The organism is Dickeya chrysanthemi NCPPB 402 (assembly GCF_000406105.1).
Taxonomy (GTDB): domain Bacteria; phylum Pseudomonadota; class Gammaproteobacteria; order Enterobacterales; family Enterobacteriaceae; genus Dickeya; species Dickeya chrysanthemi.
In genome coordinates this window covers 1,437,249-1,451,216 of sequence record NZ_CM001974.1, presented here as the reverse complement: position 1 = coordinate 1,451,216, position 13,968 = coordinate 1,437,249, and the positions used below count along the sequence as shown (strand labels likewise).

Below are 13,968 nucleotides of genomic sequence, written 5' to 3'. Positions count from 1 at the left end.
ATTGTCACGAATCGCAGAAGGAAAAAATCAGATGCCGTCATCACGCCGTTTTAAGCAGGTCGACGTGTTCAGCTCTCATCCGGCTAAAGGCAATCCGCTGGCCGTCATTCTGGACGCCGACGGCCTCAGCGATGAGCAGATGCAATCCATTGCTCACTGGACCAATTTATCGGAAACCACCTTTGTGCTGCCGCCGGACAACCCACTGGCTGATTATCGGGTGCGTATTTTCACCCCATCGGAAGAGTTGCCGTTCGCGGGTCATCCAACGCTGGGGACGGCACATGCGCTGCTGGAATCTGGCCTGACGCCGCATGTACCGCATCAGCTCATCCAGCAATGCGGTGTCGGGTTAGTGCCGGTGGCGATTAGCAATGACGGCCAGCTTGCGTTTCACGCACCGGACGTCACGATGACAGAACTCGACCCGCACTATTACGCGTTGCTCGATAGTGCGATCGGCAGCCATTTACGTCATCCGGACCATCGTCCGGTCAACGTGCAGATGGGTATCCGCTGGCTGACGGTACGAATGGAAAGCGCGCGCGCCTGCCTAGAGGCGCGTCCTAACGCCACTCATCTGCAACGCTTACAGCAACTCGGCCAAACCAATGGCGTAGCGATCTACGGACCGCACGACAACGGCAACCCTACCGACTACGAAGTACGAGCCTTTTTTATGATCAATGATACGGTGGTGGAAGACCCGGTAACCGGCAGCGCCAACGCCTGTATCGCCCGAGTGATTCAGCACAGCCCATTGCCGGAACAAGCGGACCACAGGCTTGGTTATCGGGTACGTCAGGGCACCATGTTGTACCGTGACGGCCGGGTCAACGTATCCTACATAGATGGCCAACCATGGATTGGTGGTTACAGCAACACCTTGATTGACGGACAGATTACTCTTTAATTCACGCCCAGAAGGTGAGCGGGCAGGCTTAACTGGCCGCCCGCAGCTCACGTCACGATGCCATGAACGTAAAAATAATGTGACTTTCATCACGAAAAAGTTGAAATGACGTTCCTGATCTATTATTATCAAAACCGTGATGAACATCACATAAAAACCACGACGATACACGACGATAATGGAGATACAACATGAACACATTCATCAGCTTCTTCAAAAAACTGGGCGACATCTACGTGAGCTACTGCGAACGTATCGGCTCTATCATCAGCCCGTTTTAATATGAGCGCCGCAGACTAAAAGCCGCCTACTACCTTGAGGCGGCTTTAGTTTTTTCACTCCCTTTCAGCAATATCTCCCAGTCATTTTTCAGTCCATCTCCCATTCCCGGTTACTTCGCCGACGATGTTTGGCTTCTTTGCGCCTGTGACAGCCCAATCTCGACATTTTCCATCATCCCCTGATCCTCGTGATCCAGAATATGGCAGTGCAGTACAAATTCACCGATATAGCGCTGATAGCGGGTTCTTATCAGTATGCGGTAGTAGTTTTGCGGCGTACCCGTCAATTGGCCGGGCAATAAATTGGTTTTGACGAAAATGGTGTCTTTCCACTGCCCTTTCAAGCCGGCGAACTGGCTGTCGCCATCGGCTTCCGTGACGCCGGGCAGGCTGACATCACGCCCCTGAGGGTCGTAAATCGCGACAATCTGGAACGGATTCACATGAATATGAAATGGATGACTGACACTGTACGAACGCAGTTCCCATTCTTGCGACGCCCACAGCGGCAACTTTATATCGATGCGGTTAGGGTCATAAGCCTTTATTTGTTTCGGTAACCACACACCATTAACGTTTTCGACGCCAAAATCGTGACCAATGGCGAAGATGTCCGCTTTATTCGGCTGCGTACCGCCAGCAAAAAAGACAATTTTCTGTTTTGGTTGACCGGCAATCTCTTCATCACTCACATTGCGAGTATGTGGTGCAAACCGGGTGAGATAGATCTGGTTATCGCTACGATTGAGGTCATCAATAATGTCCTGCCTCACCGCTTCCGGCATCAGCTTCTGCGCCGAATAGGTCAGTTTCCGACGTAACGTCGGCACAAAATCCTGCACCGCGATATTGTCCGAGCCGGATACGGAAACAAACCCCAGCAAACTGTTGCCCTGAGCCTTACCGGTAATACTGCCAGTCATGGATTGCGGTGACTGGATCATGCAATAGCCGCCCGCCTGTGGAAACATCGTCAACAGATCATAACGGTACCCCGGCTGCAACGTCACCTTATCTGCCGTCAGCGAACGGGACATAGTTAATCCATCAGCGGCAACCACCTGGAAAGGGACTTTTTCACCAGAACAGAGCTCGTTAATCAACGCCCCCACATCCTGACGGCGCAACTTGCCCAGATAAGCCTTGCGATGCAATTCGTTGAGGCTCAGGCCCGCCTTTATCTTACGGAATTCCAGATTGATGGTTTCCCTTACGCCGCCGTGAATCAGCCGCCAGCGCTCAACCTGCCCGGCGGTGGCTTTGAAGGTCGGCAGTACCACGCCGTTAATGCTGGTCCAGCGGCCGGAGGCCTGCCAGGAGCCAGGACCGAACTGATCGTAATCCTCAATGACCCCCGTCTCGTTGGGGCTGCAATCCCAGTTAATGTTACCCTGCTTATCCCGCTTCAGCTTTCCGTCCCGGCCTAAGCAGGCATACTGAATCTGCTGAAACAATACCGTATGCTCGGGGAACGGTTTCTGAGTATCGGGGTCGATCAGCAGTGTATCCAGATCGCCATTCGACGATGCGGTAGGCTTGCGGTCACCGTGAACGATAAGCGCCCCCGCCATGCCGCTGGAGACCTGCAACGCGGTGGAACCATGCCGGTGTGTGTGATACCAGAGCGTGCCGGCCGGAATATCCTGCGAGAAGTTGTATTGATATTCAAAGCTATTACCCGGATTCACCGACAGCAGCACATTGTCACTATTGCCGGTCGGGCTGATCCAGGCACCGTGGGCATGTAGGTTAGTGCCGTTAAAGCAGTGGGGTGGATCGAGCAACTTCGGTGACGAGCGTGAATCATCTGCTGCCGATTGCACCCTGCCGGTATGGGAATGAACCGACATTGACGACATCTTTTTGCTCTCCGTCTGATGCGGCTGGCAACTGCTATCTACCGGCAAATTGTTCTTAAGCAGAATACGTACCGTTTCGCCGGGCATGACATCAATTTGCGGCGCTACAAACGGCGCTCCGATAACCGGCAGCCTGTCCGTACTGCCGGTATACCCGCGTAAATGCATCTTCTGAAAACGGTTTTGCGACGGATCATAAATTTTCCCATCCACATACCCGACGTCCAGCTCATAATATTTTTCTCTGTTTCCCTCCTGAACACCACTGAAGTGGTTTTGTAATAGCGACCTGACCAATCCCTGCAAATGCGGCGGATTTTCGAATAGAAAATCTGTCTCTTTACTTTCGTCTGGCGCACTTTCATTTTCTGCCGATATGCCATCGGCATGGCTATCGAATACCACTAATGTCAGCAAGAAAATAAAAATATCCCGGAATGTCATTCTGTATCTAACCTTGTCACACGTTGTCATTTCATCACCCCTATGCCGATTTAATTCATTATTTATTTAGCTCACCAAAGATAAAATTTTTAATTATTTCAAATGATTAAAAACAAAAATTACAAAAACCCCTGCCATCACGTCCAGACAGAACACATGTAGAGGAAATTAGATAAAACGATAACTTCGGACAATCAGACGTTTTCCTAAACCTGAAAAAGACTCTGTATCGATATTTTTCAGCAAACAATGAAATCCGATAACTGATTTAAAAAGAAGAATTAAGGAATAGAGATAATATTTAGAAACAGAGCAACGGAGTTAAGGCGATCACATCATCATAGTAAATAAAAAAGCCGCGATAGTTCGCGGCTTTCAGTATGACATTCACAAGGATTACATCAGCGGCTGCGCCAGTTGTACCAATGAAATTAGCGGTTGTGGGTAGAGACCCAAAATCAGCACCAGCAAGGATGAAATCAGCACCACCACACCGCCTGCAGTCAACGCCCAGTTGTTCGGCGTATCGCGGTTCAGGGTCTGCGGTGCACTCAGGTACAAACTTACCAACACTCGCAGATAGTAGTACAGGCCGATAGCACTACCGACCACCACCGCTGCACTCAACCACCACAGGTGAGCGTTAACGCCTACCGCCAGAACATAGAATTTACCGAAGAAGCCCAGAGTCATCGGAATACCAGCCAGTGACAGCATCATCACCGTCATCACCGCAGAAAGAATCGGCTTATGCCAGAACAAACCACGGTAAGAGAACAGTGAATCCGCATCCGGACCACGGTACGGACTGGACATCAGGCTGACCACGCCAAACGCCCCCAGGCTGCTGAACAGGTAACCGGCCAGATACACGCCGATGGTCTCCAGCGCCAGTTGCTGCGTCTGCACCGCGATCAGCGCTACCAGCAAATAACCCAGGTGAGCAATGGATGAATACCCCAGCAGACGCTTGATGTTGCTCTGCGCGACCGCCATCAGATTGCCAAACAGGATGGACGCGAAAGCAATGATACCCAACGTCGTACGAACCGACTCGCTATCCACCAACGGGGCATAGAGGAACAAACGCATCACCGCACCAAAGATAGCAATTTTGCTGGCGGTTGCCAGGAAGGTGGAAACCGGTGCAGGCGCCCCCTGATAGACATCAGGAGTCCACAAGTGGAACGGCACCAACGACAGCTTGAAGCCCAACCCAACCAGCATCATGCCCAGACCAGCCATCAGCAACGGCGCGTGCAACTGGTGATCGCTCAGGCTCTTGCCAAGACTGGCGAAGCTCAGGCTACCGGAATCAGCATACACCAGCGCCATACCAAACAGCAGGAACGAAGACGCGGCGGCAGACAACAGCATGTACTTGATAGCCGCTTCCAGCGAACGCTTCTGACGGAAGGCATATCCCACCATGCCGAACAACGGCAGGGAAATCAGCTCGATGCCAATGAAGAAAGCAGCCAAATGATTGGCACTCGCCAGCAGAATACCGCCCAGCGCCGCAATCAGCACCAACAGGTAGAACTCATCCTTATTGTCCGGATAACCTTCCAGCCACGGATAAGCAAAGGTGCTGGTCGCCAGGCTCGCCGCCAGTACCAGACCGGTATAGAACATGGAGAAACCGTCAACCCGGATTAGCGGGGTAACGTCGGTCGGCCCCATCTGGCCGACCAGATAGAGTGATAACAGCGCAATATTCAGGCCGATGACCGTCAGCGTTGCGTTAATAAAATGGTTGCGTCGCCACGCAATGCACAGCATCACAACCACAACTGTCAATCCAACGATTAACAGTGGCGACATCGCGATCAGTTGTTGAGGAGTTATTGTCATGGCGAATTACAGCCCTGTCGTTGAAATTGTTGAACTCTGAACCGATGACGTAAACCAGTGTTGGATATTAGCCATCGCCGCGCTGGACGTATCCAGAATCGGCTGCGGATACACACCCAGCAGCACCAGCAGTACCACCAGCAGCAGAATGAGTGACAGTTCACGCGCCGTCATACCCTGCAGCGGCTCATCCGATTTAGCGGTGCCGTAGAAGGCACGCTGCATCATCACCAGCGAATAGACGGAGGCAAACACCAGGCCGAAAGTCGAAATCACCGTGATCACCGGAACCACCGGGTAACTGCCGAACAGGATCATGAATTCGCCAACAAAGTTGCCCGTCCCCGGCATCCCCAACGTGGCTACTGCGAAAAACAGCGACAACGCCGGCAAATAACGAATACGGCCCCACAAGCCACCCATCTGGCGCAGATCGCGGGTGTGCAGGCGTTCATACATCTGACCACAGATAATGAACAGACCTGCCGCCGACAGACCATGAGCAATCATCTGTATCACCGCGCCCTGATAGGCCAGTTGACTGCCGGAATAGATGGCAATCATCACAAAGCCCATGTGAGACACCGAGGTATACGCGATAAGGCGCTTGATGTCGGTCTGTTTGAAAGCCATCCAGGCGCCGTAGAAAATACCGATAATGCCCAGCCACATAGCTATAGGCGCAAAATCGTGAGAGGCGGTCGGGAATAGCGGCAAACTGAATCTTAATAAACCGTAGGCCGCCGTTTTCAGCAGGATCCCCGCCAAATCCACCGAACCGGCGGTCGGCGCCTGACTATGTGCATCCGGCAACCAGCCATGCAACGGCACCACCGGCATTTTCACCGCAAAAGCGATGAAGAAGCCCAGCATCAATGCATATTCCAGCCCGTAAGACATCGGGGTTTTCAACAAGCGGGAATAATCAAAGGTCCATTCACCGGTAGCATTGTGATGGACGAACACCAACGCCAGAATGGCAATCAGCATCACCAGACCGCTCGCCTGGGTATAAATAAAGAATTTGGTGGCCGCCGCGATACGCGTCTTACCATCAGAGCCTTTGTGTCCCCACAGCGCAATCAGGAAGTACATCGGCACCAACATCATTTCCCAGAAGAAAAAGAACAGGAACATGTCGATGGCCAGGAAAACGCCAATCACACCGCCGAGAATCCACAACAGGTTGAGATGGAAGAACCCCTGATAGCGTTGAATCTCACGCCAGGAACAGAGGATCGCCAGCACACCCAGCAGGCCGGTCAGCACCACCATCAGCAATGACAAACCATCCAGCGCCAGATGAATGGAGATACCGAAACGCGGTATCCAGCTCAGCATAAACTCCGACTGCCATTGCGGCAGGCCCGTCGGTGTCGCCAGCGAAAAGCCGCCTTGCAGCCACAACTGCAATGACAGCGCCAGTGTCAGCCCCATGGAGATCAGCGCGACCCAGCGCGGCACACGCGTGCCGAAACGCTCGAGCTGCCAGCACAGCAGGCCGCCGATGAAGGGGATAAGAATCAGCCAAGGTAGTAGCATGGCGTTTTGTGTCCCTAAATTAAAGAAAACGAAAAACTTGCTGCCTGCGGGGCCACTTAACATCAAGTGCCCCGCCCCTCTGCATTACCGCATCGTTTACACCAGCAATAGCAGTGCCAGCACCACCACCGCGCCAATACCCATTGAAGCGGCATACCAGCGTACTTGACCGTTTTCGCTGACGATCAGCGCACGGTTACCCCAACGGGTCAGTATGGCTGGAATGTTCATCAACGCATTCAGCGGGTCACGCTGCAACAGCGTTGCGATGGCCAGATACGGTTTAACAAACACCTTGTCGTACAACCAGTCGAATCCCCAGGCATGGAACCACCATGTTGAGAAAAAACGACCCGGTGCGCTGTTGGCGACACTGGTCACCAACTGACGTTTGCCCAGCCACAATGCAGCCGCCAGCAGAATACCGGCAATTGCCACCACACCGGAGGCAATTTCCAGCGTCATGACCTGACCGTGCTCAAGCTCGGTCGTGGCGGGCAGTACGCCGTGCAGCGGCAACGCAATCTGAGCACCGACGAAGGTGGACAGCACCAGCAGCACCAGCAACGGCAAGTGATGGGATAGTCCCTTACCTGCATGAGCTTTGGTTTTTGCTTCACCATGGAACACGATAAAAATCATCCGGAAGGTATACAGCGACGTCATAAACGCGCCCACCAGACCGGCAATGACCAGATTAATGTGGCCGTTGGCCCAGGCACCGGCCAGGATTTCGTCCTTACTGAAGAAACCGGCCGTGACCATCGGCAACGCAGCCAGCGCCGCCCCACCTACCAGGAAGCAGGCGTATACCAGCGGAATGGTCTTACGCAGGCCACCCATCTTGAAGATGTTCTGCTCGTGATGGCAGGCCAGAATCACCGAACCAGACGACAGGAACAGCAGCGCTTTGAAGAATGCATGGGTCATCAGGTGGAAGATGGCGGCATCCCACGCCTGCACTCCTAGCGCCAGGAACATGTAACCGATCTGGCTCATCGTGGAATACGCCAGCACACGTTTGATATCGGTTTGAACCAGTGCAGCGAACCCTGCCAGCAACAACGTCACGGCACCGACATTGGCGACCAGTTGAAGCACATCCGGTGCCAACAGGAACAGGCCGTGAGTACGCGCGATCAGATAAACGCCGGCCGTCACCATGGTGGCGGCGTGGATCAGCGCGGAAACCGGCGTCGGACCCGCCATCGCGTCCGCCAGCCAGGTCTGCAACGGCAACTGAGCCGATTTACCCACAGCGCCACCCAGCAACATCAGCGTCGCCCAGGTGATGGCAGGGGAACCTTCGGCCAGGTGCTGCGGCGCCAACACCAGCAGTTCGCGGAAGTTCAGCGTACCCAGTTCGCGGTACAGAATGAACAGCGCAATCGCCAGGAACACGTCGCCCACGCGGGTCACGATGAACGCTTTCATCGCTGCGGCACCGTTGTTCGGGTTGGTGTAGTAGAAGCCAATCAGCAGGTAACTACACAGACCCACGCCTTCCCAGCCGAGGTACATCAGCAGCAGGTTATCCGCCAACACCAGCACCACCATGCTGGCGATAAACAGGTTGGTATACGCGAAAAAGCGTGAATACCCTTCTTCACCGCGCATGTACCAGGAAGCGAACAGATGGATGAAGAAACCTACACCGGTCACCACCGACAGCATGGTCAGCGACAAGCCATCCAACGCCAGCGTAACGCCGATGTCGAACTTGCCGACCGTCATCCAGCTCCACAGGTGCTGGCTGAAGAAAGTCACTCCGCCAGGCTGTTGCCGACTGAGAAAGTCCACGACTACGCCGCCGGTCACCAGCGCAGCCAGCCCGATAGACCCGACCCCGACGGTCGCGGAAACATTTTCCGACCAACGTCCGCGAGAGAAAGCCAGTAACAGGAATCCGATCAGCGGAAACAGAATAGTTAAATAGAGTAAGTTCATCCGCGCATCTCACTGACAGTATCAATATTCAGGGTCTGACGGCGACGATACAGCTGAAGCAGCAACGCCAGGCCAATACTGGCTTCCGCTGCGGCCAGCGTAATAGCCAGGATATACATCACCTGACCATCCGGTTGCCCCCAGTAGCTTCCTGCGACCACAAAAGCCAGCGCCGCGGCGTTAATCATGATTTCCAGACAAATCAGCATAAACAGCAGATTGCGGCGAATCACGAGTCCGGTCAGCCCCAGCACAAAGAGGATGGCCGCCAACAGCAAACCATGTTGTAGCGGAATCATGCGCGTTCCTCCGTTATTTTCTTATCGGCATCCTGATCTTTGGCAATCAGCTCCCCGCGCTTGTCTTCTCGGCCAATATGGAAAGCCACCACCAAGCCAGCCAGTAACAGCATCGACGCCAGTTCTACCGCCAGTACATACGGCCCGAACAGGCTAATACCAACCGCTTTGGCATCAATCATATTACCGGCGATATTCTGGTCGGTAACGCTGATAATCCCCTTGACGATAATCGCCAGCAGAACCAGAGAAAGCACGCCCGGCCCTAACCATACGGTAGGTTTCAGCCACAGCTTTTCCTGCTCATCGACCGAATTGCCGAGGTTCAGCATCATGACCACGAAGACGAACAACACCATGATGGCACCGGCGTACACAATTATCTCCAACGCACCGGCGAAATACGCCCCCAGCGAGAAGAACACACCGGCAACCGCCAGTAACGAAACAATCAGATAAAGTAATGCATGTACTGGATTGGTATGGGTAATGACACGCAATGTTGCCAGTACCGCAATAATCGCAGTCGCATAAAAAGCGAATTCCATGCTTGGCTCCTTAGGGCAGCAGGCCTTTAACGTCAATGGGTTTGGCTTCGTTTTCGGCTTCGCCCTTCTCTTTCCCATCAACAGCCATACCGGCCATCCGGTAGAAGTTGTATTCCGGATATTTACCCGGCCCCGAGATCAGCAGATCTTCTTTTTCGTACACCAGATCCTGACGCTTGAACTCACCCATTTCGAAATCGGGGGTCAGTTGAATAGCCGTCGTCGGGCAGGCCTCTTCACACATGCCGCAAAAAATGCAACGGGAGAAGTTAATGCGGAAAAACTCCGGATACCAACGGCCATCCTTCATTTCCGCCTTCTGCAGGGAGATACACCCTACCGGGCAGGCCACGGCGCACAGGTTGCAGGCTACGCAGCGCTCCTGGCCGTCCGGATCGCGGGTCAGCACGATACGACCACGGAAACGCGGCGGTGGATTTACCGGCTCTTCCGGATACATTTTGGTTTCACGCTTCTTAAACGCGTTGGAACCCACCATACAGATACTGCGTACCTGGGTGCCGAAACCAATCAAAAGCTCTTTCAGTGTCATGGTTTATTCACCCCTATCAAGCGTTGTACAGAATGACCGCGGCGGTTGCCAGCAGGTTCAGCAGCGTCAGCGGCAGGCACACTCGCCAGCCGAAGGCCATCACCTGGTCATAACGCGGACGTGGCAGCGAAGCACGAATCAGGATGAACATCATCATGAAAAACGCTGTTTTCAACGCAAACCAGACGAACGGCGGCAGGAAAGGACCCTGCCAGCCACCGAAGAACAACGTTACGATAAGTGCAGAAACCGTCACGATACCGATGTATTCACCCACAAAGAACAGGCCAAATTTCATACCGGCATATTCAATATGGTAGCCGTCCGCCAGCTCCTGTTCAGCCTCAGGCTGGTCGAAAGGATGACGGTGACACACCGCCACACCCGCGATCGCAAAGGTAACGAAGCCAAAGAACTGCGGGATAACGTTCCACACGGTGGACTGCGCGTTAACGATATCGGCCATATTGAACGAACCGGCCTGAGCCACCACGCCCATCAGCGACAACCCGAGGAACACTTCATAACTCAGCGTCTGCGCAGAGGCGCGCACCGCCCCCAGCAGCGAGTATTTGTTGTTACTGGACCAGCCAGCGAACAACACAGCATAAACCGCCAAACCCGCCATCATCAGGAAGAACAGCACCCCGATGTTCAGGTTGGCGACCTGCCAGGTCGGGCTGACCGGTACGATCGCGAACGATAACAGCAGCGACGTAAACGCGATCACTGGTGCCAATATGAAGATCACTTTATCGGCAAACGGCGGCGTCCAGTCCTCCTTAAAGAACATCTTGAGCATGTCCGACACCAGTTGCAGCGAACCGCCCCAGCCTACGCGGTTAGGCCCATAGCGCCCCTGGAACAGCGCCAGCAAGCGGCGCTCCCCCATACTCATCAACGCGCCGCAACTTACCACGACCAGCAGAATCACGACTGCTTTGCCGACGGTAGCCAGAATATCCAGTACTTCCGGAGTCAACCAACTCATTGTGCAGCCTCCCGCAGCATTTCAACGGTCGCACCCGCCAGCACCGGAGCAACGCCCGGGAAGCCCAGCGGCAAACCAATCTGGCCCTGATGCAGTTCGGCGCTCAACCGTACCGGCAGGCGCAGAGTCTGACCACCACAGGTGATGTCCAGCAACGCACCGGCATTAACGCCCAACAATGCGGCATCAGCCTGATTCACTACCGCACAAGCCTGCGGCATACGCTGCTGGATAACAGCAGAGCGCTGCGACATTTCATCGCTACCGAACAGGTTGTAGTAAGGCGCAACCTGCCACTGCCCTTGCTGCGGAGCAAACGGTGCGGGGATCTGGCTGAAGTACGGCAGCGAACCTTCGCCGGCTTCGATCATCCGTACGCCCGGATCGCCGTGGCGCAAATGTCCGCCCACTTCATCCTGGAATTTGTTCCACGCTTGCGGCGAATTCCAGCCCGGCGCCCAGGCAAACGGCACCTGTTGACGATCAGCCAGCGGACTGTTGTTCCCTTCCATTGAGAAGGTGAACATGGTGTCGTGGTCCTGCGGCTGACGCGGCTCATGCACGCTGATGTTAGCGCGCATGGCGGTACGGCCGCTGTAACGATGTGGTTCACGCGCCAGCTTCTGCCCGTTGATGCGGAACGACGCATCCGGCGCCGCGTCTTTGATCGCGGCCAACTGCGGCAGCGCGTTAACACAGGCGTCAATCACGTGGTCCAGTTGCGTCCAGTCCACCTGACGGCTGTTATACGTGATGTACAGAGAATGCAGCCAACGCCAGCTTTCCAGCATGACCACCTTGCTGTCGTAGTAGGTCGGATCATAGACCTGGAAGAAACGCTGGGCGCGCCCTTCCTGACTGATGAGCGTGCCGTCGCTTTCTGCAAAGCTGGCGGAGGACAACACCAGACTGGCTTTATCCATGATCGCAGTGCGTTGATGATCCAGCACAATCAGGTTGGCGGCTTTCGCCAACGCGGCATCCACACGGGCAGCCGGCGCATGACGATACAGGTCGTTTTCCAGCACCACCACGCTATCGGCCTCACCGGTTTCCAACTGCGACAGCGCTTCATCCAGCGAACCACCGCCCATTATGGTTACACCCATGCTGTTGGCGGAAGCGGCTACAAAGGTAATGCCGACATCGGCACCGCGGCCTTTCAGCGCTTTGGCGACGTTGGCGGCGGCGGCAATCACATCGTTGCTACCCGCGTTGGTGCCGGAGACGATCAGCGGCTTGCGGGCGCCCGCCAGCGCCTGAACAATCACGTCCACTTTCTGGCTGAGATCGGCCTGCAAATCGCTGACCGCCGGCGCGGTATTGTCGAGCGCATGAGCAATCGCAAAACCGAGTCGGGCCTGTTCCGCCACCGGCGCGCGATAGCTCCAGGCGGCGATATCGTCCAGACGGGTGCTGTCGACGTTAGTGACGAACAGCGGATGTTTGGCGTGCTGACCGATGTTCAGGATCGCCGCAATCTGCCAGTCGGCCACTTTCTGGGCTGCTGCCATTTCACGGGCTTTGCCTTTCACCGCCTGACGCACCGCCAGCGCAATGCGCGCCCCGGTCTGGGTCAGATCTTCACCCAGCACCAGCACGGCGTCGTAGCTTTCGATCTCACGCAGAGAAGGAGTACGCACACCACTCTCTTTCAACACTTTCAGCATCAGTTGCAGACGATTTTGCTCCGCCTGCGACACGCCAGTGTAGAAGTTGTCGGCGCCGACCAGCTCACGCAACGCAAAGTTGCTTTCTACGCTGGCGCGCGGCGAACCGATACCGATCACGCGCTTAGCCTGACGCAACACATCGGCCGCGCCTTGCAATGCCTGCTCGGCGTTCAGGGCAATCCAGTCATCGCCGCGACGTTGCAACGGCTGACGAGGACGGTCTTTCAGGTTGACGTAGCCATAACCGAAACGACCGCGATCGCACAGGAAATAGTGGTTCACACTGCCGTTATAGCGGTTTTCGATACGACGCAACTCGCCGTAGCGCTCACCCGGACTGGTATTGCAACCCACGCTGCACTGCTGACAAATGCTCGGCGCGAACTGCATATCCCATTTACGGTTATAACGCTCGGAATGGGTTTTGTCGGTGAAGACCCCGGTCGGACACACTTCCACCAGGTTGCCGGAAAATTCGCTTTCCAGCACCCCGTCTTCCGGGCGACCGAAATAGACGTTGTCATGCGCACCGTAAACACCCAGGTCTTTACCATCGGCGTAATCTTTGTAATACCGCACGCAGCGGTAACAAGCGATACAACGGTTCATTTCATGAGAAATGAACGGGCCGAGGTTCTGATTGTGATGCGTACGCTTGGTAAAACGGTAACGACGGAAGTTGTGGCCCGTCATCACGGTCATATCCTGCAGATGACAGTTCCCGCCCTCTTCACACACCGGACAGTCGTGCGGGTGGTTGGTCATCAGAAATTCCACAATGGTTTTGCGGAACTGCTTTGCTTCGTCATCGTCAATAGCGATATAAGCGCCATCCGACGCTGGCGTCATACAGGACATTACCAGACGACCACGGGTATCTTCCGCGTTCTGATACTGCTTGACCGCACACAGGCGGCAAGCACCGACGCTCCCCAGCGCCGGATGCCAGCAAAAGTAAGGAATATCAAGTCCCAGAGACAGACAAGCCTGCAGCAGGTTATCCGCTCCGTCTACTTCATATTCTTTGCCGTCTACATGAATCGTTGCCATAGTCAGCATGCTTC

At 54.7% G+C, this 13,968-nt stretch carries 10 protein-coding genes; 1 reads left to right on the top strand and 9 read right to left on the bottom strand.

The features are described 5' to 3' along the window. The first annotated feature begins 31 nt into the window (after nucleotides 1-31). On the top strand, nucleotides 32-913 hold the full coding sequence (locus tag DCH402_RS06630; RefSeq protein WP_040000416.1) for a PhzF family phenazine biosynthesis protein: 882 nt from the start codon (nucleotides 32-34) through the stop codon (nucleotides 911-913). Between the two features lie 391 nt (nucleotides 914-1,304). Here the strand turns inward: DCH402_RS06630 and DCH402_RS06625 are convergent, their stop codons facing one another. The 9 genes from DCH402_RS06625 to nuoG form a co-directional block, all read right to left on the bottom strand. Next, entirely contained in the window at nucleotides 1,305-3,497 is a 2,193-nt protein-coding gene (locus DCH402_RS06625) for a multicopper oxidase family protein (RefSeq protein WP_081642132.1), read from the bottom strand. Between the two features lie 396 nt (nucleotides 3,498-3,893). Beyond that, complete coding sequence (gene nuoN / locus DCH402_RS06620) at nucleotides 3,894-5,351, bottom strand: NADH-quinone oxidoreductase subunit NuoN (RefSeq protein ID WP_040000415.1); 1,458 nt, start codon at nucleotides 5,349-5,351, stop codon at nucleotides 3,894-3,896. A gap of 6 nt (nucleotides 5,352-5,357) precedes the next feature. Further along, nucleotides 5,358-6,893, bottom strand: coding sequence for an NADH-quinone oxidoreductase subunit M (nuoM, locus tag DCH402_RS06615; RefSeq protein ID WP_027711557.1), 1,536 nt, complete (start codon nucleotides 6,891-6,893; stop codon nucleotides 5,358-5,360). 96 nt (nucleotides 6,894-6,989) lie between these two features. Further along, nucleotides 6,990-8,840, bottom strand: a complete 1,851-nt coding sequence (nuoL, locus tag DCH402_RS06610; protein ID WP_040000414.1) for an NADH-quinone oxidoreductase subunit L — start codon at nucleotides 8,838-8,840, stop codon at nucleotides 6,990-6,992. Beyond that, entirely contained in the window at nucleotides 8,837-9,139 is a 303-nt protein-coding gene (gene nuoK / locus DCH402_RS06605; protein WP_012769142.1) for an NADH-quinone oxidoreductase subunit NuoK, read from the bottom strand. The genes nuoL and nuoK overlap by 4 nt, the downstream gene beginning before the upstream one ends. After that, on the bottom strand, nucleotides 9,136-9,687 hold the full coding sequence (gene nuoJ / locus DCH402_RS06600; RefSeq protein ID WP_012769141.1) for an NADH-quinone oxidoreductase subunit J: 552 nt from the start codon (nucleotides 9,685-9,687) through the stop codon (nucleotides 9,136-9,138). The genes nuoK and nuoJ overlap by 4 nt, the downstream gene beginning before the upstream one ends. Nucleotides 9,688-9,697: 10 nt before the next feature. After that, entirely contained in the window at nucleotides 9,698-10,240 is a 543-nt protein-coding gene (gene nuoI / locus DCH402_RS06595; RefSeq protein ID WP_012769140.1) for an NADH-quinone oxidoreductase subunit NuoI, read from the bottom strand. Between the two features lie 16 nt (nucleotides 10,241-10,256). Continuing rightward, nucleotides 10,257-11,231 (bottom strand): NADH-quinone oxidoreductase subunit NuoH, encoded by a 975-nt coding sequence (nuoH, locus tag DCH402_RS06590; RefSeq protein WP_012769139.1) that lies wholly within the window; start codon nucleotides 11,229-11,231, stop codon nucleotides 10,257-10,259. Beyond that, nucleotides 11,228-13,954 (bottom strand): NADH-quinone oxidoreductase subunit NuoG, encoded by a 2,727-nt coding sequence (nuoG, locus tag DCH402_RS06585; RefSeq protein WP_040003428.1) that lies wholly within the window; start codon nucleotides 13,952-13,954, stop codon nucleotides 11,228-11,230. The genes nuoH and nuoG overlap by 4 nt, the downstream gene beginning before the upstream one ends. Nucleotides 13,955-13,968: the final 14 nt, after the last annotated feature.

Coding starts and splice junctions, on each gene's coding strand:
- DCH402_RS06630 (WP_040000416.1), top strand. CDS start 32: ATGCCGTCATCACGCCGTTTTAAGCAGGTCGACGTGTTCAGCTCTCAT.
- DCH402_RS06625 (WP_081642132.1), bottom strand. CDS start 3,497: ATGACATTCCGGGATATTTTTATTTTCTTGCTGACATTAGTGGTATTC.
- nuoN (WP_040000415.1), bottom strand. CDS start 5,351: ATGACAATAACTCCTCAACAACTGATCGCGATGTCGCCACTGTTAATC.
- nuoM (WP_027711557.1), bottom strand. CDS start 6,893: ATGCTACTACCTTGGCTGATTCTTATCCCCTTCATCGGCGGCCTGCTG.
- nuoL (WP_040000414.1), bottom strand. CDS start 8,840: ATGAACTTACTCTATTTAACTATTCTGTTTCCGCTGATCGGATTCCTG.
- nuoK (WP_012769142.1), bottom strand. CDS start 9,139: ATGATTCCGCTACAACATGGTTTGCTGTTGGCGGCCATCCTCTTTGTG.
- nuoJ (WP_012769141.1), bottom strand. CDS start 9,687: ATGGAATTCGCTTTTTATGCGACTGCGATTATTGCGGTACTGGCAACA.
- nuoI (WP_012769140.1), bottom strand. CDS start 10,240: ATGACACTGAAAGAGCTTTTGATTGGTTTCGGCACCCAGGTACGCAGT.
- nuoH (WP_012769139.1), bottom strand. CDS start 11,231: ATGAGTTGGTTGACTCCGGAAGTACTGGATATTCTGGCTACCGTCGGC.
- nuoG (WP_040003428.1), bottom strand. CDS start 13,954: ATGGCAACGATTCATGTAGACGGCAAAGAATATGAAGTAGACGGAGCG.